This window comes from Solilutibacter tolerans, from assembly GCF_900155935.1.
Classification (GTDB): Bacteria; Pseudomonadota; Gammaproteobacteria; order Xanthomonadales; family Xanthomonadaceae; genus Solilutibacter; species Solilutibacter tolerans.
The window spans coordinates 263938-285819 of record NZ_FTLW01000001.1; the positions used below are offsets into that span (position 1 = coordinate 263938).

General features: G+C 61.4%; 22 protein-coding genes. 4 read left to right on the plus strand and 18 right to left on the minus strand.

All coding sequences use genetic code 11. The features are described 5' to 3' along the window. Positions 1 to 6: 6 nt before the first annotated feature. The 3 genes from BW989_RS01295 to BW989_RS01305 all read right to left on the minus strand — a co-directional run bounded on the left by BW989_RS01295 (position 7) and on the right by BW989_RS01305 (position 2263). A complete protein-coding gene (locus BW989_RS01295; RefSeq protein WP_076584696.1) occupies positions 7 to 300 on the minus strand; it encodes a GlsB/YeaQ/YmgE family stress response membrane protein in 294 nt (97 codons plus the stop codon). 93 nt (positions 301 to 393) lie between these two features. Continuing rightward, complete coding sequence (locus BW989_RS01300) at positions 394 to 651, minus strand: GlsB/YeaQ/YmgE family stress response membrane protein (RefSeq protein WP_076584697.1); 258 nt, start codon at positions 649 to 651, stop codon at positions 394 to 396. Positions 652 to 754: 103 nt separating this feature from the next. Beyond that, the gene (locus BW989_RS01305) at positions 755 to 2263 is read right to left on the minus strand and encodes a M20 family metallopeptidase (RefSeq protein ID WP_076584698.1); all 1509 of its coding nucleotides are present in this window, start codon (positions 2261 to 2263) and stop codon (positions 755 to 757) included. Positions 2264 to 2487: 224 nt separating this feature from the next. On the opposite strand from BW989_RS01305, the gene BW989_RS01310 reads away from it, so the two are divergent. Then, positions 2488 to 2844, plus strand: coding sequence for a ComEA family DNA-binding protein (locus BW989_RS01310; RefSeq protein WP_076584699.1), 357 nt, complete (start codon positions 2488 to 2490; stop codon positions 2842 to 2844). Positions 2845 to 2998: 154 nt separating this feature from the next. Next, positions 2999 to 3607: a HutD/Ves family protein gene (locus BW989_RS01315; RefSeq protein WP_076584700.1), complete on the plus strand. Its 609-nt coding sequence runs from the start codon at positions 2999 to 3001 to the stop codon at positions 3605 to 3607. 4 nt (positions 3608 to 3611) lie between these two features. Here the strand turns inward: BW989_RS01315 and BW989_RS01320 are convergent, their stop codons facing one another. From BW989_RS01320 to BW989_RS01360, 9 genes are all read right to left on the minus strand, one after another. Then, positions 3612 to 6197, minus strand: coding sequence for a PepSY domain-containing protein (locus BW989_RS01320; protein WP_076584701.1), 2586 nt, complete (start codon positions 6195 to 6197; stop codon positions 3612 to 3614). 137 nt (positions 6198 to 6334) lie between these two features. Next, positions 6335 to 8440, minus strand: a complete 2106-nt coding sequence (locus BW989_RS01325) for a TonB-dependent receptor (RefSeq protein ID WP_076584702.1) — start codon at positions 8438 to 8440, stop codon at positions 6335 to 6337. Between the two features lie 273 nt (positions 8441 to 8713). Then, the gene (locus BW989_RS01330) at positions 8714 to 9046 is read right to left on the minus strand and encodes a non-heme iron oxygenase ferredoxin subunit (RefSeq protein ID WP_076584703.1); all 333 of its coding nucleotides are present in this window, start codon (positions 9044 to 9046) and stop codon (positions 8714 to 8716) included. Then, positions 9043 to 9564, minus strand: coding sequence for a GNAT family N-acetyltransferase (locus BW989_RS01335; protein ID WP_076584704.1), 522 nt, complete (start codon positions 9562 to 9564; stop codon positions 9043 to 9045). Before BW989_RS01335 ends, BW989_RS01330 begins: the two co-directional genes overlap by 4 nt. Further along, positions 9561 to 10787, minus strand: a complete 1227-nt coding sequence (locus BW989_RS01340) for a cysteine desulfurase (protein ID WP_076584705.1) — start codon at positions 10785 to 10787, stop codon at positions 9561 to 9563. The genes BW989_RS01335 and BW989_RS01340 overlap by 4 nt, the downstream gene beginning before the upstream one ends. Beyond that, positions 10784 to 12016 (minus strand): Fe-S cluster assembly protein SufD, encoded by a 1233-nt coding sequence (gene sufD / locus BW989_RS01345; protein ID WP_076584706.1) that lies wholly within the window; start codon positions 12014 to 12016, stop codon positions 10784 to 10786. The genes BW989_RS01340 and sufD overlap by 4 nt, the downstream gene beginning before the upstream one ends. Position 12017: 1 nt before the next feature. Next, positions 12018 to 12779 carry a Fe-S cluster assembly ATPase SufC gene (gene sufC / locus BW989_RS01350; RefSeq protein WP_076584707.1) on the minus strand — a complete coding sequence of 254 codons (762 nt, stop codon included), beginning with the start codon at positions 12777 to 12779 and terminating at the stop codon, positions 12018 to 12020. Between the two features lie 36 nt (positions 12780 to 12815). Next, entirely contained in the window at positions 12816 to 14288 is a 1473-nt protein-coding gene (gene sufB / locus BW989_RS01355) for a Fe-S cluster assembly protein SufB (RefSeq protein WP_076584708.1), read from the minus strand. A gap of 3 nt (positions 14289 to 14291) precedes the next feature. Continuing rightward, on the minus strand, positions 14292 to 14744 hold the full coding sequence (locus BW989_RS01360; RefSeq protein WP_076584709.1) for an SUF system Fe-S cluster assembly regulator: 453 nt from the start codon (positions 14742 to 14744) through the stop codon (positions 14292 to 14294). 138 nt (positions 14745 to 14882) lie between these two features. On the opposite strand from BW989_RS01360, the gene BW989_RS01365 reads away from it, so the two are divergent. Continuing rightward, the gene (locus tag BW989_RS01365) at positions 14883 to 15380 is read left to right on the plus strand and encodes an SET domain-containing protein (RefSeq protein ID WP_076584710.1); all 498 of its coding nucleotides are present in this window, start codon (positions 14883 to 14885) and stop codon (positions 15378 to 15380) included. Between the two features lie 33 nt (positions 15381 to 15413). Here the strand turns inward: BW989_RS01365 and BW989_RS01370 are convergent, their stop codons facing one another. From BW989_RS01370 to fusA, 5 genes are all read right to left on the minus strand, one after another. Further along, the gene (locus BW989_RS01370) at positions 15414 to 16064 is read right to left on the minus strand and encodes a hypothetical protein (protein WP_129582779.1); all 651 of its coding nucleotides are present in this window, start codon (positions 16062 to 16064) and stop codon (positions 15414 to 15416) included. Positions 16065 to 16079: 15 nt separating this feature from the next. Continuing rightward, on the minus strand, positions 16080 to 16505 hold the full coding sequence (locus BW989_RS01375) for a hypothetical protein (protein ID WP_076584712.1): 426 nt from the start codon (positions 16503 to 16505) through the stop codon (positions 16080 to 16082). A gap of 82 nt (positions 16506 to 16587) precedes the next feature. After that, a complete protein-coding gene (locus tag BW989_RS01380; protein ID WP_076584713.1) occupies positions 16588 to 17169 on the minus strand; it encodes a M23 family metallopeptidase in 582 nt (193 codons plus the stop codon). Between the two features lie 162 nt (positions 17170 to 17331). Beyond that, complete coding sequence (locus BW989_RS01385) at positions 17332 to 17724, minus strand: HU family DNA-binding protein (RefSeq protein ID WP_076584714.1); 393 nt, start codon at positions 17722 to 17724, stop codon at positions 17332 to 17334. A 137-nt stretch (positions 17725 to 17861) separates the two neighbouring features. Then, positions 17862 to 19913: an elongation factor G gene (fusA, locus tag BW989_RS01390; protein ID WP_076584715.1), complete on the minus strand. Its 2052-nt coding sequence runs from the start codon at positions 19911 to 19913 to the stop codon at positions 17862 to 17864. 268 nt (positions 19914 to 20181) lie between these two features. Between fusA and BW989_RS01395 the strand changes: the two genes are divergently transcribed. Beyond that, positions 20182 to 20883 (plus strand): glycine zipper 2TM domain-containing protein, encoded by a 702-nt coding sequence (locus tag BW989_RS01395; RefSeq protein WP_076584716.1) that lies wholly within the window; start codon positions 20182 to 20184, stop codon positions 20881 to 20883. Positions 20884 to 20963: 80 nt separating this feature from the next. Here BW989_RS01395 and BW989_RS01400 read toward each other — a convergent pair whose 3' ends face one another. Further along, the gene (locus tag BW989_RS01400; protein WP_076584717.1) at positions 20964 to 21857 is read right to left on the minus strand and encodes a PhzF family phenazine biosynthesis protein; all 894 of its coding nucleotides are present in this window, start codon (positions 21855 to 21857) and stop codon (positions 20964 to 20966) included. Positions 21858 to 21882: the final 25 nt, after the last annotated feature.

A 21882-nucleotide genomic window follows, 5' to 3' on the forward strand; every position in this document is an offset into this window, starting at 1 on the left:
AGAGGGTCAGCGTTTGTTTTTAAAGATGCGGCGTTCGCGCGGACGACGAAACAGGGCGACGACCAAGAGGATGGCGATCGCGCCGATGAGGGCACCAATGAAGCCTGCGGGTTGCCCGAGCGAGTACCAGCCAAAGTGCTGGCCAACGAAGCCGGAGAGCAATGCGCCACCTATACCGAGCAGGGTGGTGAGGATCAGGCCCATGCGGTCGCGGCCGGGTTTGAGCAGCCGCGCCAGCAGGCCGACGATGAGTCCGATGAAGGCGATGTACAACCAGTTTTCGCTACCAAACAAGGGCATGGACGTTCCCGTGGCGGATCGGGTCAAGCATAACAGTGCTGTCCAAAGAAAACGCCCCGGATTAGCGGGGCGTTTCGGTAAAACCAGCTTGAATCAGCGGCCTGCAGGGCGCTTCTTGCGCAGGGCCTCATAAGCAAACAGCAGGATGATGGCAGCGACGATCGCGACCACCCAGGTCATGAAGCCTTGCAGGCCGAAATTGGCCGCAGCCCAGCCGCCGATCACTGCACCCAAGATGCCCAGCACTATCGTCATGATCCAACCCATCGCCTCGGCACCGGGTTTGAGCAGACGCGCGATGATGCCAATGACTGCGCCGCCGATGATGTAACCAAAGAACCCCTCGAACATGTGACTCCCCTAGGTTGGTGTTGTGCCGGGCGATGCTAGCAAGCCTGCGATGACGATGCTGTTGCATCGCAGCAGGCCGCTGCTGCGATGCTTGCGGATCGCCTCAACAGCAGCCGTGGTCGCCGTTGCGGGTGCCGCTATCGGGCGCGACCGCGACGCCGGTCGTCTCGCCGCGCAGGCTGGCCGCGTGGTGTGCAGCGATCACGTGCGCAACACAGGCGGTGACGTTCTTGCCCATCGGGATGTGCAGGAATTCATTGGGTCCGTGCGCGTTGGAATGCGGGCCCAGCACGCCGGTGATCATGAACTGCGCACCGGGGAATTTCTCGCCCAGCATGCCCATGAAGGGGATGCTGCCACCTTCACCCATATACATTGCCGGTTTGCCGAAGACCTCCTGGCTAGACTGGTCGATGGCGGTTGCCAGCCACGCAGACAACGCCGGTGCGTTCCAGCCCGATGATGATTTCTCCAGCTCGAATGTGACCTTGGCATTGTTCGGCGGATCCTTTAGCAAGGTATCGCGCAGCAATTTTCCGCCGGCTTCGCCATCGAGCGTCGGCGGGATGCGCAGCGACAATTTCACCGCCGTATGCGGGCGCAACACATTGCCCGCCGACGACAGCGGGGGCATGCCATCGACGCCGGTGATCGACAAGGCTGGGCGCCAGGTGCGGTTGAGCACGCGGTCTACATTGTCCTCGCCCATTGGTTTAAGGCCACTGACCAGCGGAAATTTGTCGAAAATTTCGTCGCCCAGCACCTCGGCGGCCTTCTTCGCCTGGGTCAGGCGCTCGGCCGGAATGTCGACGTAGAGCCCATCCAGCTTCATCTTGCCGGTGGCTTCGTCTTCCACACGATCCAGCAGCTGGCGCAGCAGGCGGAAGCTAGACGGCACGATGCCCGACGCATCGCCCGAGTGCACGCCTTCTTCCAGTACATCGATACGCAGATTGCCGCCGGCCAGGCCGCGCAGCGACGTGGTGCACCACAGCTGCTCGTAGTTGCCGCAACCCGAATCCAGGCACACGACGAGCGAGGGCTTGCCGATGCGATCGGCCAAGTGATCGACGTAGGCGGGCAGGTCATAGCTGCCGGATTCCTCGCAGGCCTCGATCAAGACCACGCAGCGCGCATGCGGCAGGCCTTGTGCCTGCAGCGCCATCACGCTGGTGAGCGAGCCGAAGATGGCGTAGCCATCGTCCGCGCCACCGCGGCCGTAGAGCTTGTCGCCCTTCAACACCGGCTTCCACGGGCCCAGGTCATCGTCCCAGCCGGTCATCTCTGGCTGCTTGTCCAAGTGGCCGTAAAGGAGGATGCAATCATCCCCGACCGATTCGCCGCTAGCCGGAATATCGATATAAATCAGTGGTGTACGGCCTTCCAGACGCACTACCTCCAGTGCCATGCCGGGGATGTTCTGCGCCTTGGCCCAGTTTTCCATCAGGGTGACGGCCTGGTCCATGTAGCCATGGGCCTGCCAGTCGGGGTCGAACATCGGCGATTTGTTGGGAATGGCGATGTAATCAACCAGTTGCGGAACGATTTCGTCGTCCCATTTGGCATTGACGAATTGACCGAGCTTGCCGGTGTCGAGGACGCTGCTGGACATCTGGAGCTCCAGTGAGTGGTGAATACTGAATTCTAACGGGACGGGGATTTGGGCTTCGTGAGCTTGGAGGGGCGTTCGGATTTTTCCTACACGCCAACGGGGAGTTGGCTGGCTGTGGCGCTGGGATTGTGGCGATAGGTTATTGCCATGCCGATGCGGAGACTGGATTCACCGGGCGGAAACGCTGACGGGAACGGAATCCAACCACACACGGGAGTCATCTCATGAATCGTTTAAATCGCTTCCTCGTCTCGCTCATGCTCGCACTGGCGCTGTGCGGCCAGGCGCTGGCGGCTGAGGTCGTCAACATCAACACGGCGGATGCCGCGACCCTGGACGAGGTATTGCTCAACGTGGGGCCGGCCAAGGCGCAAGCCATCGTTGAATACCGCCGCGAGAACGGCGCGTTCAAGAGCATCGAACAACTGGCGATGGTCAAGGGAATCGGCCTGAAGACCGTTGAGAAGAATCGCGACCGCATCACCGTCGGCTCCGGCCGGGCGATGGTGCCGGTGGCACGTGCAAGCAAATCGCAGCCGGCTATTCCCACATTGAAGCGGGCCAAGGCCACGCAGCGCTGAGGCCTAAGGAACGAGTCGGCCGGGAAGGCCGTCGCGTGGGGCTAGGGAGAGCCCGTCAGGACAGGCAGGAAGCCGATACAAGGAAGTCAGGGTTGCCCGAGTGGTCAGGATGGCCAATCGGGCGATCTTTATTCAGTCTCGATAGACTGTTTCCATGCAGATCAAACCCATCGACATCATCCGATTGGACGCGGTGCAGCCTCAGCGTTGGTTCAATGGCGGCGGCCGGACCCGGGAAATCGCCACTGGTGCAGGTAACCCGGATTGGGACTGGCGGTTGTCGGTCGCGGATGTGGAGTCGGACGGCCCGTTCTCGCATTTGCCAGACATCGAGCGGGAGATCTATCTGCTCGAAGGTGCAGGGATGCAGTTCGATTTTGAGGATGGCGATGCCCATGCGCTTACTCCGGAAAGCCCGCGATTCAGATTCGATGGGGGGAGAGGTTTGTACAGCCGCTTGATCGATGGCCCGACACGGGACTTCAACCTGATGTGGCGACGTGGGCGCGTCGAGGCCGAGCTTTGGCGACGCCCGATGGTCGGCAGCATGGTGGTGTTCGCAGAGGCCAGAGAGATCTGGGTGGTCCACTTGCTGGCCGGTTCCGCCCAGGTCGCTGATGGGTCAGGGCAGGGTGATGGCCTAGCGCGCGGGGATACCGTATTGATCCGCGCTGGCGATGAACGCAGGCGCTGCGCTGTGGAAGGGGCCGGCGAAGCGCTGGTGATCCGCATTGCGCCGGCTAGCGGCGTGATTGAGTCATGACTCGTCAGTAGACGTCGCGGCGGTAACGTCCAGCTTCGACCAAGGCGTCCACGGCATCCTGTCCGATGGCATCGACAAGTACCGCATCGACACCGGGTGCCATGCCTTGCAAGCTGCCACAGACGTAGATTGCGGCACCTTCGTCCAGCCACTCGCGTAGGCGCAAAGTGTTCGCACGCAAGGCGTCCTGAACATAGTGGGGGCCATCGCCATCGCGTGAGAAAATGCGGTCCAGATGCGTGAGTACGCCGCTCTGCAGCCAATCTTCCAGTTCTGCGCCATACAAGCGGTCCGATGTAGCACTGCGTTCACCAAACAGCATCCAGTTGCGATGCGCGCCTGCGGCAATTCGTTCTTTCAAGTGTGCACGCAGTCCGCCAATACCCGTGCCGTTTCCGATCAGGACCATCGGTCGCGTGGAATCGGGAGCGTGGAAGTTTGGGTTGCTGCGGATGCGCGCATTAATCTGGTCACCGACGGATGCATGGTCACACAGCCAGCCACTGGCCAGGCCCGGTGTGCCATCGGGCAGCAGCATGCGACGCAGCACGAATTGCACGCTGCCATCGGCGGGCAGTGATGCGATGGAATATTCGCGGTGGGGAAGCGGTTTGAGTTGGGTGATCAGGGCCCCGACTGCCATGCCGCGAACCGCTTGCACCTCGGGAAGGAGTGAGTGCGCAAGCAGGTGGCGGAGCGAGGTCATTGCATCATCGACCACCATGGCGTGATCGCCATCAAATCCAGTGGCGGTAAGGAAGTCGTTGACCCGAGTATCGGAATGACGTGGTCCGATCTCGATGATGTCGCCGGCCTGCCAAGTCACGCGCGTATCGGCAGGGGGCATCAGCGCGATGTGGAAAGCCGCGCCGCCGGGGCTACCTGGGTTGAGGTGGAGGCGTTCGGCCAGCAACCAGTGCTGGTAAGTCGGCGCAGTCCAGTCGGCCATATCGGTGCGGCCAGACATTACGCCAAGATGATGTTGCCAATGGCGTAGTGCGCCGGCATCCATGGCGTCCACGTCGATGCGGTCGAAGAGCGGCGTTGCACCGGCGACATGCAGCCAGTGCTCCAGCTCGCGGCCGAACCCGGAATAATCCTCGCCGTACTCACTATCGCCCAAGGAGAGAATGCCGTAGCGCAGGCCGCGCAAACTGCCGGGTTGCATCGCGCGCATGCGGCGGGCAAACGCGCGACCGCCATCCGGCGGCTGACTTTCGCCGAATGTGCTGACCACAAACAGCACGCGAGCTTCATTCGCGAGATCATCAGGCTTGAGTTCGGCGAGCGACTTAACTTCAACGTGGTTGTCGGTTTTATTGAGCTCGGCTGCTGTTTGCCAAGCCAGTCGTTGGGCATTGCCGGTCTGGCTGGCGTACGCCACCAGTACGCGCTCGCCATTGACGGATTTGGTCGGTGGGATGAGTGATGTGGCGAGTCGCTTCGCTTCCCGCTGGCGCTTGCGGCGTTCCAGATAAAGCATCCATCCGGTGATGGCGAACAGCGGCATCAGCAGACTGGCGATCATGAAGAGGATGACACCACCCACACCGAAGAAGCTGCCACGGTGCAGGGCGAACATGCTGCCTGCGATCTTTTGCTTCCACGGTCGGGCGTCGTAGCGCTCATGCTTTTCGACCGCGAACGTGAAGGGATCAAGTTCGAGCGTGTTATTGGCGCGTTCGTGCGCGGGATCGGTATCCAGGTAACGGAATTGCAGACCGCCGCCTTCGCGTGGCCATTGCAAGGTGGCCGTGCTCCACTCAGGCACCGTTCTCTGGAATGCGTTCCATGCTGCGGCCACATCGACATCAGCTGGTTTGCGTTGCTTGCTCGCATCGCCACGACCGCCGCCTGCGCGAGCGCCTTCACCACGTGGTTGCTGCTGGCTAGGCATGTCAGCCCATTTGTTCACCGCATCGCGATACCAGCCATATGACCACCATAGACCTGTGAGCGACATGATCAGGTATGCAATCAACACCCACGTACCGACGATGGAGTGCAAATGCCAAAGGAAGTTGCGACCTTTCTGCTTCCAATCCAACGCGAGCCAAGTGCGCAAGCTGTGCCAACGACGGGGCCAGCGCAGGTAAAGACCCGACAAGCAGAAGAAGATCAATGCAACGGTCGAGAATGCGACGATCTGTTTGCCAACATCATCCATCGCCAACCAGCGATGCAATTGCATGGTTGTGCGGAAGAAACCTTCGCCGCGCGGCTTGTCTAGCAGCTCGCCGGTATATGGGTTCACATAGCGGCTTTCACCGCGGGGCCCGCGACCACCAGGGCCGCGAGCGGCATCTTTCGCCGGTGCAAAGCCTACACGTGCTGCATCGGTGGCATCACGAGAGAGCGCCAACGACTGAATGCGGTCATCGGGACGTTGCTCACGGATGCGCGCCACCAAGGCGTCGGGGGAAAGCGCGGTGCCACGTGCCTGGACCGATATCACGCCCGGGTTCCAGGCCTTGAGTAGCTCATCTTCGAAGCTGAGCAAGCCGCCCGTCACGCCGACCAGCGCAAGCACGATGCCTGCGGTAATGCCGAGGAACCAGTGGATCTGGAAGAGCGCGTTGCGTGTGGTCATGATGGTGTTCGGATTGAGGGTGGCGCGTCGGCGTCGATGCTTTGTTACCCAGAGCTGCGTGCCTTAAATGATCCGCAAAGCTTCGGCTAAATAATTTGAATCAGGGCGGCATTCGACGCCGCCCCGATTCTGTTCTATCAGAAGCTGAAGCGTGCACTCAGCATCGCCCCGCGTGGCGCGCCAGGCGTGATGTTCTGATTGCTGTGTGCAGAGGAGTAATACTCCTTGTCCAACAAGTTCTCGATATTGAGTTGCAGCTGAACTTGTTCGTTGACATCCCAAAACAGCGCGCCATCGAAACGAGTAAAGCCTGGCACGGTGACGGTGTTATCAGAGGAGGCGTAGAAGCTGCCGCGATAGATGGCGCCGACGCCGACACCAAACTTCGGTGTCAGGTCGAAGCGATTCCATAGCGATGCCGAATGTTTCGGCAACTGAGCCAAACGATTGCCGACCGGCGCGTTGGCCGACTGAGTGGCGAGGATTTCACCGGTCTGCCATGCATAGCCGCCCATGACCTGCCAGCGCTCGGTGATACGGCCGGCGATGCCGGCCTCCACGCCACGTGCTCGCTGACCATCGACGAGGATCATGCGGGTGATGTCGGCGGGATCGGTGACTGCGACGTTCTGTCGGTCCAGCTGGTAGGCCGCGATCGTCAGCGATAGTCGGTTGTTCATGTCCCATTTCCAGCCCAGTTCCTTGTTGATGAACTTCTCGGGCTCAAGCGATTCGGTGCTGCTAGAGAGCGATGCAAGCTGCTCACCCGCACGAGGCTGGAAGGTCATGCTGTAGCTGGCGTAGAACGACATGTCCTGGCGTGGTTTGTAGATCAGGCCTGCGCGTGGCGACCACATCGAATCCCGGCTGCTGAAGCGCGCAGCCGTGGTGAGGTCGGTCATGTCGATGTTGAAGCGGTCGTAACGCACGCCAACTACCGCCATCCAGTTATCGGAGAAGGCGATTTGGTCCTGTACATAGATAGCGGCGATATCGGCCTGGCTCTCGTTCTGCCGGTTCGGTGTGAACACCACATTGCCCGTGTAGATCGGGTTCGATACCGGCACGCGGTTGCTGCCCTGGAAGGCGCCGTTCATGCGCAGGTTGTCGGTGTCCTGGCGGCCAAATTCCGCACCTGCAAGCAAAGTGTGGCGCACGCTACCGGTTGCGAAATCGAAAACGAAATCGGATTGGTTGAACCAGTTGCGGCGATTCGTCTGCTGGTTGTAGGCCGCTAGCGTGGCTTGTAGCGAGCCATCGGTAGCGGTGACCAGGCCGTTAGTGAACACGTTCTGGTAGAACTTGTCGTAATCGGCCCAGCGGAAGTGATTGCGCAGCTCCACGCCATTGCCGAATACATGCACGAGCGTTGCGTCGAACGCATTGACGCGTGCTTCGACCGGGCTGAGGTCCGGGCTGCCGAAGAACGTCGAAGGATCCGTTTTGTATGGGCGGCCATTGAGTGAAGGCACGCCGCGATCGGCGGTGCGCTCATCGCGGAAATGCTCGTAGGAGAGATCGAGTCGGGTGTTCTGGCCAAGATTGAAACGGAGCACCGGGTTGATGCCATGGCGCTTCAGCTCAAAGCCATCACGGTAGCTCTCGGAGTCCTCGACCATGCCATTGATGCGGAACGCGGCGCGTTCGCCCATCTTGGTGCTCCAGTCAACGGTGCCACGCTTGCGGTTCCAGTTTCCGATCTGGATGCCAACCGCACCGCCTTCGCGGCCATCGGCCTGCTTGGTCACGCGATTGATCACGCCGCCTGAGCCGCCGCGACCGAAGATCAGCGCATTCGGGCCCTTCAGCGCTTCTACGCGCTCGATGTTGTAGATGTCACGAATGTATTGCACATCGTCACGTGCGCCATCGACAAAAAAATCCGCCGTGCTGCTGTTGCCGCGCATCACCACGGTGTCGCGATTTCCCTCGCCTTGGGCGACGCCTGCACCGGGGACATAGCGCAGCACTTCAGGCAGGCCGGTCATGGCCTGGTCGCGCATCAACTCTTCAGTGATGATGGTGGCTGATTGCGGCACATCGACGAGCTGGGTGTCCGTCTTGGTCGCGCTACGAGTATCGAGTGCTTGGTAGGCGGGCAGGTAACGACTGCCTTTCACGACAACACGGTCAAGCTGGACGGGGTCGGCAGATACTTCATCCGCGGCGAAAGCCGGGCTAGACAAGGCCACGATGAGGGCGGCCGCCAACGGGCGAATGGCCGGACGATGCGTGAGGTTCATGGGGGGTCTCTTGATGATGGTCAAAGTGCCAAGCAGCACCATTGCGCCAATGATAATAAGAATGATTCTTATTGACAATAAATTTCACAAAGCCTTAGCGCGCCGTGCCGACCAAGGCACATGCTTCATCCATAGAGGTGGGATCAGGATCTATTTGATCTAGCTGAGCCCGTATTGGGGCTGCCCATACGGCCGATGCCGCCTAACTGACCAACCAAACCCATGGTGGTCAGGTGTATGTGCTAGCAGGTGGTGTGCGTCTGCTGCTTGAGTTCAGCGGTTATCGCGCGTCCAGAGAGCGCCATCCACCACTTTCACGGGGAATGTGGCGACTGGCGTGTATGCGGGCGGACAGGTGGCGGCGCCGGTACGCAGGTCAAACTTGGCGCCGTGGAACACGCACTCGATTAGCCCGGTTTCCTGGTCCACGGGGCCGGCGGAAAGCTCGAAGTCTTCGTGCGTGCACTGGTCTTCAACGGCGTAATAGTCGCCATCCAAGTTCACGACCAGGATCGGGGTGTCGCCGTGCCATACGGTTTTCTTTTCGCCAGGCAGCAGTTCCGCTTCGGTGCAGACAAATTCCCAGTCGCGCAGGTCATCGCTCACAGCGACTTCTCCAGTACTTCAAAGCGCAGATCCGGGCGCTTGGGGATGCCGAAGCGATCATCACCATAAGGGAAGGGCTTGTGGATGCCGGTACGTTGATAGCCACGACGTGCGTAGTAATCGATGAGCTCGTCACGCACGTCGATCACGGTCATGCGCATCGCGGATTGCTGTAGCTCATCGCGGGCGATGCGCTCGGCTTCAGTCAGCATCAATTTGCCGATGCCGTGGCCTTGCAGATTCGGGCGCACCGAGAACATGCCGAAGTAGCCTGCGCCATCTTCAACGGCCACATGGGCGCAGGCGACGACATCGCCATCAGATTCGCCCAGCAAGATCACGCTTTGAGGGCGCTCGATGTCGGCGGCGATGCGTTCGGCATCGATGCGCAGGCCATCGAGCAAATCGGCTTCGGTGGTCCAGCCGGCGCGGCTCGCATCACCGCGATAGGCGGACGTGACGAGATCGACCAGCATGGGGATGTCGGCTGGCGTGGCATGACGGTAAGTCAGGTTCATGCGAGGAGCTTCCTCACCTTGTGCAATGCAAGGACAAAGGCATCGACATCCTCGTGCGTGTTGTAGAACGCCAGCGACGCGCGGCAGGTGGCACCTACCCCCAGCGATTGCAGCAGCGGGTGTGCGCAATGCTGGCCGGAGCGCACGGCCACGCCTTCCAGATCGAGGAGGGTGGCGACGTCATGCGCGTGGGTGCCGTCGATCAGGAAAGAAATGATGGCGGCCTTGCCGGGCGCGGTTCCGTAGATGCGCAGGCCGTCGAAGCTGGAAAGTGACTCGGTCGCGTGTGCCAGCAGTTCGGCTTCGCGCGCATGGATGTGGTCCATGCCGATGTCGGACAAATAGTTCACCGCCGCGCCCAGGCCGACGAAGCCCGCAATATTCGGGGTGCCGGCCTCGAACTTGTGCGGCGGGTTGTTGAACACGGTGCCGTCGAAGCGCACTTCCTTGATCATCTCGCCACCGCCGATGAAAGGTGGCATGGATTGCAGCAGTTCGCGTCGCGCCCATAGCAGGCCAGTGCCGGTCGGACCACACAATTTGTGGCCGGTGGCGACATAAAAGTCACAACCGATCGAAGCGATATCGACCTGCATATGCGGCGCAGCCTGCGAGCCATCGATCAGGGTAGTGATGCCGCGCTTGCGTGCCTCCTTGCAGATCTCGCGCACCGGATTGACAGTGCCGAGCACGTTGCTGACATGGGTCAGGCCGAGCAGCTTGACCTCGGGCGTCATGGCAGCCCACAGGCCATCCATGTCGAGGCTGCCATCCGGCAGCAGCTCAGCGACGCGGATCGTGGCGCCGGTACGCTCGGCGATCAATTGCCACGGCACGATGTTGGCGTGATGCTCCATCCGCGAGAGCAGGATGACATCGCCCACCTGCAGTCGCGGCAGCGCCCACGAATAAGCGACCAGGTTGATCGCGAACGTCGTCCCGCTGGTCAGCACTAGCTCGTCCGCACGCACGTTGAGGAAGCGGGAAAGCGATTTGCGCGATGCTTCGTATTGCTCGGTCGCCTCGGCCCCCAACTGGTGGACGGCGCGGCTGACGTTGGCATTGTGGCGACGATAGAAATCGTCCACGACGTCGATCACGGCAACAGGTTTCTGGCTGGTATTGGCCGAATCCAGATACACCAGCGGCTTGCCGTGGACCTCGCGGGTGAGCAGCGGGAAGTCGGCGCGGACTTGCGACCAGTTGATGTTGTTGATGTTCATTCTGGCTGCATGCGCGCAAGGGATTGATCGATGCGCGATTCCAGCGACGCGCGAAGCGAAGCGTCATCCACCATCGCCAGCACCTCGCGGCAAAACGCCACTGTCAGAATGCGACGGGCTTCGTCTTCCGGGATGCCGCGCGAGCGCAAATAGAACAGCGACGTCGCATCCAGTTGGCCGACGGTGGCACCGTGGGCGGCCTGCACTTCGTCGGCATGGATCACCAAGACCGGTTGGGTATCGATTTCGGCGTTATCGGACAACAATAGATTGCGATTCTGCAGATTGGCCTGGCTGCCATCGGCGCCTGCATCGATGCGAATTCCGCCATGGAACACCGCGCGTGCACGGCCATCGGCCAAACCACGCCATGGCAATTCGGTTTTGGTGTTGGCTGCGGCATGCACGATGCCGAGGCGGGTGTCGAGGTGGCGCTTGCCGTGCGCCATCAATATGCCGCCTGAATGCACGCGGGCGGATTCGCCTTGGAGCGTGATGTTGAGTTCGTGACGGGAAAGCGAAGCGCCTAACTCAAGATCCAGTCGGTCGTAGTTGGCCTTGGTGGCCAGCGTCGCGTCCGTGCGCAGGAAGCGCGTGGCGCGTGCGCCGTCATCTTGGACGCGTAGCTGTTTGAGCTGTGCGCGTTCACCGAGCGTGATCCGGAGGCGGCTGTTGTCTAGGTTGGCTTGGTCATTGCCCAACTGGTGCTCGACCAGTGTCAGTGCGGCGTTGGGCGCAAGTGAGATCGAGTGATGCAGATGGATGGCGCGATCTTCGCCGTCGGCAAGGTTGAGCGTGACCAGATGTAACGGCCTGTCGATGACGGCACTGGCCTCGATATGCGCGCCGTCCTTGGCCAGTTTCGTGTTGAGGTTGGCGAACACGTCATCGCCTGCGGGCTGCCAGGCGTTCGTCTCCGTGTCGATTTCGACCGAGGCATCGCGATCGTGGCCAAGTGTGAGGTCGAGGCCGGCCGGCAAGGCATCGATGTCCGACAACGCGACATCAAATTGCCCGTTCACGAAAACGATGCGAGGCGCGGGGATGCCTGTGATCCATTCGGCATCGGCTTTCACGCATGATGCCGGCGCAAATGCGCGACGCTCGAATGCGCGCAACGGCGTGTACTTCCACGCCTCCGAGCGCGGGCCGGGCAAGCCGGCGTCGAGGATCGCGCGGGATCCCGCGTCGTCGTGGCCGGCGAGGAGAGAGTCAAGCAAGGCGCTCATGTCACGCAGCCTCGGGGGCAATGCGATCCTGCACCCAGGCGTAGCCGTGTTCTTCCAGCTTGAGCGCGAGTTCCGGGCCACCGCTTTCGACGATGCGGCCATCGGCCAGCACGTGCACCACGTCCGGCTTGATGTAATCGAGCAGGCGCTGGTAGTGGGTGATGACCAGGAACGCGCGATCGGGCGAACGCAACGCGTTGACGCCATCTGCGACGGCTTTGAGCGCATCGATGTCGAGGCCGGAGTCGGTTTCATCGAGGATCGCCAGCTTAGGCTCCAGCACCGCGAGCTGGAAGATCTCGTTGCGCTTCTTCTCGCCACCCGAAAAACCTTCGTTTACGCCGCGATTGAGCAGCGTGTCCGGCAAGTGCAGCACCTTGATCTTTTCGCGCACCAGTTTCAGGAACTGCACGGAATCGAGCTCCGCCTCGCCACGCGCCTTGCGCTGCGCGTTGAGTGCGCTGCGCAGAAAGTAGGTGTTGTTCACGCCCGGAATTTCGACCGGGTACTGGAAGGCGAGGAACACGCCGTCCGCAGCGCGTTCCTCCGGCTCCTGCGTCAACAGGTCCTTGCCGTCGAAGCTCACGGTGCCTTCGGTGATGTCGTAGCCATCACGGCCCGCCAGCACGTTGCCCAGCGTGGATTTTCCCGCGCCATTCGGCCCCATGATGGCGTGCACTTCGCCCGGCTTCACGGTCAGCGAAAGGCCCTTTAGGATGTCGCGCTCACCGGCGCGCACGTGGAGGTTGTCGATCTTGAGCATATTGATTTCCGAATAATTTGAGCGTGAGGCAGACAATCAGCCGACCGCACCTTCCAGCGAGACTTCCAGCAATTTTTTCGCTTCCACTGCGAATTCCATCGGCAATTCGCGGAAAACCTGTTTGCAGAAGCCGTCGACGATCATCGACACGGCGTCTTCCTCGCGAATGCCTCGCGAGCGGCAGTAGAACAGCTGGTCGTCGCTGATCTTGCTGGTCGTGGCCTCGTGTTCGACGGTCGCATCGCTGCGCTTCACCTCGATATAGGGGAAGGTATGCGCGCCGCATTTCTTGCCGATCAGCAAGCTGTCACACTGCGTGTGGTTGCGCGCGTCTTCGGCACCGCGCTCGACCTTTACCAATCCGCGATACGTGTTTTGCCCGCGTCCCGCGCTGATACCTTTCGAAACGATCTTCGACTTGGTGCGCTTGCCGACGTGAATCATCTTGGTGCCGGTGTCGGCTTGCTGGCGGTGATGGGTCAATGCGACGGAGTGGAACTCGCCGACGCTGTCATCGCCCAGCAACACGCAGCTGGGATACTTCCAGGTGACGGCGCTGCCGGTCTCGACTTGCGTCCACACCACCTTGCTGCGTGCACCACGGCATTCGGCGCGTTTGGTCACGAAGTTGTAGATGCCGCCAACGCCGTTCTCATCGCCCGGGTACCAGTTCTGCACCGTGGAGTACTTGATCTCGGCATCTTCCAGCGTGACCAGCTCGACCACGGCAGCGTGCAATTGGTTTTCGTCGCGCATGGGCGCCGTACAACCTTCGAGATAAGAGACGTAGCCCTTGTCTTCGCAGATGATCAGCGTGCGCTCGAACTGGCCGGTATGCCCGGCGTTGATGCGGAAGTAGGTGGAGAGCTCCATTGGGCTACGCACGCCCTTGGGGATGAAGACGAAGCTGCCATCGGAGAACACGGCGGAGTTGAGCGCGGCGAAATAGTTGTCACCAACCGGCACCACGCTACCGAGGTATTGCTTCACCAGTTCCGGGTGTTCCTTGATGGCTTCCGACATCGAGCAAAAAATGATGCCCTTCTCGGCCAGTTCCTTGCGGAAGGTGGTGCCGACCGAGACCGAATCGAACACCGCATCCACCGCGACGCCGGCCAGCTTGGCGCGCTCGTGCAGCGGCACGCCCAGCTTGTCGTAGGTATCCAGCAGCTCCTGCGGCACTTCGTCAAGCGAGTTGTACTTCGCTTTCGGTGCGCTGTAATAAGAGAGTGCCTGGAAATCGATTGGCGCGATGTCGAGCTTCGCCCATTCGGGCATCGGCATGGTCAGCCAATGGCGATATGCAGCGAGGCGCCATTCGGTCATCCACTCGGGCTCGTCCTTCTTGGCGGAAAGCGCACGGATGATGTCTTCGTTGAGGCCTGGCGGCAGGCTGTCGCTTTCGATCTCGGTGACGAAACCGGCGTCATACGTGCGACCGAGTCGCGCGTGGATGTCGGCGTTCTGCTGCGGTGCTTCGGCGAGGGGGGTCTGTGTGTTCATGGTCATGCCTCAGGCGACGGCCAGGCGGACGGGAATGCGCTTGCTGGAGGACGATGCGACATCCCCATGCGCCATGTCATGCAAGCTGATCTCGCGCAGGGCCTTGGCGATCACGTCATTGACGCGCTGCCAATTGCTGCGCACGTTGCAGGAATCTTCGATCCCGCACTGGCCTTCGTGGATGCTGCATTCGGTCATCGCCAGCGGGCCCTCCATCGCTTCGACGATGTCGGCTAACGACACATCACGCGCATCGCGGGCCAGACGATAGCCGCCATTGGCGCCGCGGAAGCCGTCGACCAAGCCGGCCTGCGCCAGCGGTTTAAGCACCTTGGCGGCGGTGGGCAGTTCGATGCCGGCGCGCTCTGCCAATTCGGCCGCACTTAACACCGCATCGGGTGCGGCGGCGAGCACGGTCATGACGAGCGTGGCGTAATCAGTGAGTTTGGTGACGCGAAGCATGGCGGCGTGGCGTTGGCTGGCCGGTGGCGATCAAGATCTAATCAGTACCGTTATTGTACTGATTTGCAGGGCGTGCCTCAATGGGCGGCAAGGGGAGGGTGTGATGGGTCACAATGGCGGCCCCGCAAGGAAACCAGCATGGCCAAGACCAGCAAGCACAAGATCGAGCGTCGCCAGTCCAATATTCACGGCAACGGCGTGTTCGCCATTGAACCCATCGCCAAGGGTGAGCGCATCGTTCGCTACAAGGGCAAGCTACGCACCCACGAGGAAGTGGATGCCGAATACGGCGATGTCGACGAAGACGGGCACACCTTCCTGTTCACGCTGAATGATGACTATGTCATCGATGCGAACGTGGACGGCAACATCGCACGCTGGATCAACACCAGCTGCGAGCCCAATGCCGAAGCCGTGCTGGAAGAAAACACCAATGGCAAATCGCACAAGGACAAGGTGTATATCGAGGCCATCCGCGACATCAAGCCGGGCGAAGAGCTCTCTTACAACTACGGCATCGTGCTGGACGAGCCGCACACGCCTGCGTTGAAGAAATTGTGGGGATGTCGCTGCGGATCGCCCAAGTGCACGGGCACCATGTTGCAGCCCAAGCGCAAGCCGAAGAAAAAGAAGTGATTCGGGGCGCCTGCCGAACTGCTGATTGAATGCTCAGGGCGCAGCGGACAGCTGCGCCGAAGCAATGCGCCAAGCCTTCTGGTCTTCGCTGGCCCCATCGGCCACGGTGCGTTGCAGAACATATTCACCGCGATAGCGTTGCTCGCTGCCATCGGTGTTGCGCACGACCAGTGACACCGGGACTTCGATATGGCGTTGTCCCGCGCCGGCATCGATAGGGCCGGGCTCACCTATTTCCACCGAGACGCCGCTGGTGGTGGCGAAATCCTGCGCGAATTGCTCCGCACTTACGCCGCTGGCCTGGCCCTCGCCGCGCCACAACGCATAGGCCGCTGTGTGGTTTCGCAGGTTGATGGCGGCGTAGTAGTCGCGGATCACGCGCACGGCAGCATCTGCGCCGGGCTCGTTGCTGGTCTGCGCGGTGTCGGCGACCACATCGGGCTCTGCCATGGGGTCCGGCAAGGTTTCGGGTTCGATGCTGGCTTCCGCGGCATGCGGATTGCTGACTTCGCGCGGATCCGGCATGCCGGTGATCGAGCCGCCTTGTGCTGCGGGCGCAGGTAACACGGAGGTATCGCCATCTGCACCCGCCGCGGTTCCCGACTTGCCATCGCTACCGCCGCAAGCGGCAAGCATCAGGCTGGCGGCAAAGAGCATGACAAAGGAAAAACGAAGCATCTTCAAGACATCATCCTTTGATCAAAGTACGCGGCGACGTGGTTGCAGCCAAGCCAGCAACAGCCCCAGCAGCAACATCGCCACCGTTGAATAGGCGATCTGCTTCAGCACCAGCGATGCCGGCCACGGCTGCACTGCGAAATAGATGAGGTAGCCGGGGATGGTTGCGGCCAAGGCCATCAGCGCACCGAAGCGCAGGCCTTGCCGAACATCACTGGTGGGTGAGGGGTGGAAGGCGCGATATAGCGCGGTCAGGCCAAAGCCGATCCCCACGTGCGCCAGAAGCATCCACGGCAGGTAGCTTGCGCCCGCTTCAGGGCCGCGCACAAAGCCCGAGGGCACCAGCGCAGCGTAATCCGCCTGCAACAGCAGGCCGTGGATGATGAAGTCGAGCACCATGGCGGCGATGCTCATTACCACGCCGCAAAACCAAAAACGCTTGTCCATGGGTTTCTCCCGGGCCAAGTCGCGATGCTAACCCGGGCGAGGCCAACGCAAGAAGAATGTTCTGCGCGTATCGTGATTCAGGTCAGCGTCCAGGCTGAGAGCCAGGCGCTTGCTTCGCGCCCGCCTGCAACAACGGCCACGGGTTGTACGCGCCCGACATCGCATAGATCCCGTAATGCAGATGCGGCGGTGTACCGCGTGCATTGCCGGTGTCGCCGACGAAACCCAGTAGTCCTCCGGCTTCGACCAAGTCGAAGCGGGCGATGCCTGGCGCGAAGCCATCCAGGTGCGCGTAGTAGTGGCGCTCGCCACCGGGGCCAATCACCCAGACGTGTTTTCCGCCGATACCGTAGTCGTTGACGCTGCTCACCACGCCACGGGTGGCGCTGAGAACCGGCGTGCCGCGCTTGGCGAAGATATCCACGCCTTGATGTTTGCGTCCGCCGCTGCGCGCACCACCCCAGGTGTCGGCGATGCGGCTGGCACGTATACCCTCGACTGGAACGGGCAACGCCGTGGGGGAGGGCATTCGTGACAACCGCCAAGCCTCGACGCTGGCCTGCGCCCAAGGCTTGTGCCACGCCCAATGAGCGGCCAATGCCAGCACCAGCAACGCGGCTGCCCAGCGTGCAAGGGATACGAGTGGAGAGGGTTTGCGCGGCATGAGGCTATCCATTGATGTCGCATCATCCTGCCCAAGACTTGTGCGCTGACGGTGAAGCGATCTGACTCTGTCCTATCGAAAGACATGAAAAAAGCCGGAACCCGCAAGGGTTCCGGCTTCGAACCGGATCATCTGATCATCGCGCGTTGCCGCGCGGGTCCATCAGACAGCGGCGTCTTTCAGCTTCTTCAGCGGACGGACTTTGACCTTCACCGACTTCGGGCGAGCCTTGAAGGTGACCTGTTCCTTGGTGAACGGGTTGATGCCCTTGCGCGCCGGACGTGCCGGGACTTCAACAGCGGTGATCTTGAACAGGCCCGGCATGGTGAAGGAGCCAGCGCCCTTCTTGCTCACGGAAGCATGCACGGTGCTTTCCAGCGCGGCAATGACGCTACGCACGTCCTTGGCAGCGATGCTGGTGTACTCGGAGATGTGGGCGACCAGCGCGGACTTGCTCAACGCGTCCTTGATCGGCTTCATCGCCTTGGGAGCAGCTTTAGCAGCGGCTTTCGCGGGCGCCTTGGCAGGCTTCTTGGCGGCTTTCTTCGTGGCCATGGGTTTCGAGTTCCTCGTCGAATGGAATGATGCGCGGTCGTTACCGGCAGCTCAATGTATTGCAATAAAAGCGCGCCGCCAAGAGTTTTCAAGCGGTTTTTTGCGGTTTTTTCGTGCGCGCCGACAAGCGGCGGGCATCAGTCTTCCTCGTGGTGGGGGTGCCATGACTCGACCAAGCGCTGCTGCACTTGGGGGGGCACGGGCTCGTAATGGCTGAAGTCCAGGGCATAACGACCGCGTCCTGCGGTGGCCGATTTCAACTCCGCGGCGTAGCCATCCAGCTCGGACAGCGGCACCTGAGCCTTGACCACGATCTCTCCGCCACGCGTGCTGTCGGTGCCATGGATGCGTGCGCGCTTGCTGGCAAGGCCGCCACTGATATCGCCCATATGCGCTTCCGGTGCACTCACTTCCAGCTCCACGATGGGCTCGAGTACCTGGGCGTCGGCTTTGGAAATCGCATCCAGGAAAGCACGTTTTCCCGCTGCGACGAAGGCGACCTCCTTGCTGTCGACAGCATGGTGCTTGCCGTCATAAACGGTGACGCGCACGTCCTGCATCGGGTAGCCCGCCACTGCGCCCGCGGCCATCACCTGGCGCACGCCTTTCTCCACGGCTGGCAAGAATTGTCCGGGGATGACGCCGCCTTTCACGGCATCAACGAATTCGAAGCCGTTGCCGCGGGGCAGGGGTTCGACACGCAGGAATACCTCACCGAATTGTCCCGCGCCGCCGGTTTGCTTCTTGTGGCGATGATGCCCCTCGGCCTGTTGACGTACGGTCTCGCGATAGGCGATGCGCGGCGGCCGGGTCGTGACATCCACGCTGAAACGGTCCTTCAGACGCTGCAATTGCAGGCGAAGGTGCAGGTCGGACAGGCCGCGAATCACCGTCTCGTGGGTCTCGTCGTTGTGCTCGACGGCAAAGGCCGGATCTTCTTCGGCGAGCTTGGCCAGCGCGTTGGCGAGCTTCTGCTCCTGCCCCTTGCTGGCGGGCTCGACAGCCAGGCCGAACATCGGCTTGGGGAAGTCGAGGGGCTTCAGGTGGATGTGGTCTTCGTCGCGTGAATCGTGCAACACCGCATCGAAATGCAGCTCGTCGTTCTTGGCGATGGCCGCGATGTCACCGGGAATCGCCTGCATCACTTCGACGTGCTCCTTCCCCTTCATCTTGTACAGATGACCCACCTTGAACGGTTTGCGCCCGTCATCGATAAACAACTGGCTGTCCGGTCTGAGGGTGCCTTGGTAGACACGAAAAATCGCCAGCTTGCCCACGAACGGGTCGTGCACGATCTTGAACACGTCCGCGATGACATGCGCATTGGGATCGGGAGTGGGATGGAGTGCGGATGCCGCATCCCCCTGGCCTTTGATGAATTCGGGGGGATTGGCTTCGGCAGGATTCGGAAAAAGGTGTTCGGCGATGTCGAGTAATTCGCGGACGCCCGTGCCGCTGCGTGCAGAGACGAAGCACACCGGCACCAGATGCCCTTCGCGCAGGCATTGCTCGAAGGCATCGTGCAGCTCCTCGCCCGACAGGCCGTCTTCGCCCAGGTCCAGATACCTGTCCATCACGTTTTCGTTGACCTCGACGACCTGGTCCAGGATGCGCTGGTGCCATTGCGCGACGGGGCCAAGATCACTATCGCCTTCGCTGTTGCCGAAACAATCGATTACCTGGCTGCCGTCTTCCGCCGGCAAATTGAGCGGCAGGACTTCGGGCCCGAAGGTCTCCCGCAGCGACTCCATCAGATTCGCAAGATCAGTGCCGCTGGCGTGATCGATCTTGTTCACCGCGATCACCCGGCATAGCCCACGTGACTTGGCGTGATCCATCATCCGACGTGTGCCATGTTCGACGCCGGAGTCCGCATCGACCACCACCACCATGGTCTCGACCGCGGCGAGTGCGGACAGGGCCCGGCCACGGAATTCCGGATAACCGGGCGTGTCGATCAAATTGAGGTGGATGCCTGCGTGGTCGGTGCTGGCGATAGCGCAATCGATGGAATGGCCGCGTTCTTTTTCGATGGGATCGAAGTCGGACACCGTGGTGCCGCGTTCGATGCTGCCTGCCGTCTGTACGGTGCCGCCGGCATGCAGCAGGGCTTCGAACAGACTTGTTTTGCCGGCGCCAGGATGGCCCGCGAGGGCGATGTTGCGGAGTGTTTCAGTGCTGTAGGACATGCGTCCGTCTCCTTTGGTGCGAGGTGACTGGGACGTCATGGTCGTCCGCGACTCGGAGCGCGACCCTCGAGCGAAGCGCTCGGCGGGCGGTCATGGCGGTGATGTGGTTCCAGCATACGCCCGGTACGCTGGCCATGCGAATCCCAACATGGCTGGGTGAATGTGCGGCAACAGACCAGGCCTCCGGAAGCCGAATTCAGCACGCCTTTAGCTGCTTATCCGCAAGGTAGGGACGTCCGCCCAATCCTTGGCGGGGGAGCGTCGAGTCATGAAGTATCTGTCCCTTTCCCTGATGGCCCTTGGCATGGCCGCTACAGTCGGCACTGCCTCTGCGCAGAGCCTGTCCTTGGCCGGCCAGTCGCAGTACAACCAAGGTACGTATCCGGCGTACGACAACGGCTATACGCAGAACGCACAGTACGACTACGCCCGCGTGATCAACGTTGTGCGCGTGCCGGGTGGAGGCTATGCAGCCAATAACGGCTATGGGTCGAGCAGTGTTGGCCCGCAAGGTCAGCGTTGCTATACCCGCAACGATGGCTACGTGGATCGCTACGGCAATTCGTCCTATCCGAATGGATATGGGAATGATGGCTACGGCAACCGCGGCTATGGCGGCTCGCAGACCGGCCGTACCGTCGCGACGGTGGTAGGTGGCGTGGTCGGTGCAGTACTGGGTAGCCAGGTGGGCGGCGGATCAGCCCGTTATGCGACCTCAGCCATCGGCTCGATGGTTGGCGGCCAGGTCGGCGGCAGCATCTATGACCAGACCCAACGCCAGCGCCAACAAGGCCAGGTGACGGTATGCGACCCGGTGCCGACCAGTGGTGGTTACAACAATGCCCGCTATGGCAATGCGCAGGACGCATATGACGTCACCTACGAATACAACGGCCGTCGTTACACCTCGCGGGTGAATTACGACCCCGGTCAGCGCGTGCGCATCCGGGTGGATGTCACCCCGCAGTGATCATTTGCGACGTGACGTAAATAAAGAAGGGCGCCCATGGCGCCCTTCTTGTTGAGTGGTTGATGGGGCTTCGAATCGCCTCAAGACCAATCCAGTTCGCCTCGCACGACACTGGTGACCCGACCACCCGACCACACATCGCCATTTTCATCGACGGTGAGTTCGATGATGGCGTCGTGGCCGACTTCACGGCCCTGGCTGATGCGATAGAACCCGCCATCGCCAGGCAGTGCATCGCGCAAAGCGAGCCATGCAGCCAAAGTGGCGTTGGCCGCGCCCGATGCGGCGTCTTCGAATGCCGCCGGTGCGCCGACCCAGGCGCGAACGGCGAGGTAATACACCGGATCATCGCTGCGCGCGAACACGCACACGCCCATGCTGCCGGTGGCCTCTGCCAACGCGCTGATCGCCGGCCAGTTGGGCGTCGCGCTGCGAAGCGAAGCTTCATCCGCCATTTCCACCAGCCACCAGCGGCGACCACCTTCCATCAAGACTGGCGGCAATTCACCCAGCGGCAAGCCGGCGAGGGCGTCTTTCAGGCGCGGGTCGTCAGGGGATGCCGTTTCCAGCAACTTCGATGGAGGCGTGCGAACCGCAATCGTGCGCGTCGCGCCTTCACCGTCAACCCGCAGTGGCAGCTTGCCTGCGATGCCGTCCTGGACCAAAAATCCGTCACAAGGTGTGGCCAGGCCAGCCTCCAGCACCGCATGCGCGGTGCCTACGCTGGGGTGACCGGCGAAGGGCACTTCACGGCGCGGGCTGAACATGCGCAGGCGATAGCTGCTGCTTTCATCCAAAGCAGGCAGGACGAAAGTCGTCTCCGGCAGCCGCGTCCAGCGCGCGATCGCCTGCATGTCCTCATCGGACAAGCCTTCGGCATCCAGCACGACGGCGAGGGGGTTGCCAGCACCAGCGCGGTCGGCAAACACATCGGCCTGCAAATAAGGGCGCAGGCGGCGGGTGGGTTCTGTCATTAGAATGTCGTTTCCGCCAGCAGTT

Excerpts from the sequence above, each read along its gene's own strand:
- BW989_RS01295 (WP_076584696.1), bottom strand. The coding sequence starts at position 300 with ATGCCCTTGTTTGGTAGCGAAAACTGGTTGTACATCGCCTTCATCGGA.
- BW989_RS01300 (WP_076584697.1), bottom strand. The coding sequence starts at position 651 with ATGTTCGAGGGGTTCTTTGGTTACATCATCGGCGGCGCAGTCATTGGC.
- BW989_RS01305 (WP_076584698.1), bottom strand. The coding sequence starts at position 2,263 with ATGTCCAGCAGCGTCCTCGACACCGGCAAGCTCGGTCAATTCGTCAAT.
- BW989_RS01310 (WP_076584699.1), top strand. The coding sequence starts at position 2,488 with ATGAATCGTTTAAATCGCTTCCTCGTCTCGCTCATGCTCGCACTGGCG.
- BW989_RS01315 (WP_076584700.1), top strand. The coding sequence starts at position 2,999 with ATGCAGATCAAACCCATCGACATCATCCGATTGGACGCGGTGCAGCCT.
- BW989_RS01320 (WP_076584701.1), bottom strand. The coding sequence starts at position 6,197 with ATGACCACACGCAACGCGCTCTTCCAGATCCACTGGTTCCTCGGCATT.
- BW989_RS01325 (WP_076584702.1), bottom strand. The coding sequence starts at position 8,440 with ATGAACCTCACGCATCGTCCGGCCATTCGCCCGTTGGCGGCCGCCCTC.
- BW989_RS01335 (WP_076584704.1), bottom strand. The coding sequence starts at position 9,564 with ATGAACCTGACTTACCGTCATGCCACGCCAGCCGACATCCCCATGCTG.
- BW989_RS01340 (WP_076584705.1), bottom strand. The coding sequence starts at position 10,787 with ATGAACATCAACAACATCAACTGGTCGCAAGTCCGCGCCGACTTCCCG.
- sufD (WP_076584706.1), bottom strand. The coding sequence starts at position 12,016 with ATGAGCGCCTTGCTTGACTCTCTCCTCGCCGGCCACGACGACGCGGGA.
- sufC (WP_076584707.1), bottom strand. The coding sequence starts at position 12,779 with ATGCTCAAGATCGACAACCTCCACGTGCGCGCCGGTGAGCGCGACATC.
- sufB (WP_076584708.1), bottom strand. The coding sequence starts at position 14,288 with ATGACCATGAACACACAGACCCCCCTCGCCGAAGCACCGCAGCAGAAC.
- BW989_RS01360 (WP_076584709.1), bottom strand. The coding sequence starts at position 14,744 with ATGCTTCGCGTCACCAAACTCACTGATTACGCCACGCTCGTCATGACC.
- BW989_RS01365 (WP_076584710.1), top strand. The coding sequence starts at position 14,883 with ATGGCCAAGACCAGCAAGCACAAGATCGAGCGTCGCCAGTCCAATATT.
- BW989_RS01375 (WP_076584712.1), bottom strand. The coding sequence starts at position 16,505 with ATGGACAAGCGTTTTTGGTTTTGCGGCGTGGTAATGAGCATCGCCGCC.
- BW989_RS01380 (WP_076584713.1), bottom strand. The coding sequence starts at position 17,169 with ATGCCGCGCAAACCCTCTCCACTCGTATCCCTTGCACGCTGGGCAGCC.
- BW989_RS01385 (WP_076584714.1), bottom strand. The coding sequence starts at position 17,724 with ATGGCCACGAAGAAAGCCGCCAAGAAGCCTGCCAAGGCGCCCGCGAAA.
- fusA (WP_076584715.1), bottom strand. The coding sequence starts at position 19,913 with ATGTCCTACAGCACTGAAACACTCCGCAACATCGCCCTCGCGGGCCAT.
- BW989_RS01395 (WP_076584716.1), top strand. The coding sequence starts at position 20,182 with ATGAAGTATCTGTCCCTTTCCCTGATGGCCCTTGGCATGGCCGCTACA.
- BW989_RS01400 (WP_076584717.1), bottom strand. The coding sequence starts at position 21,857 with ATGACAGAACCCACCCGCCGCCTGCGCCCTTATTTGCAGGCCGATGTG.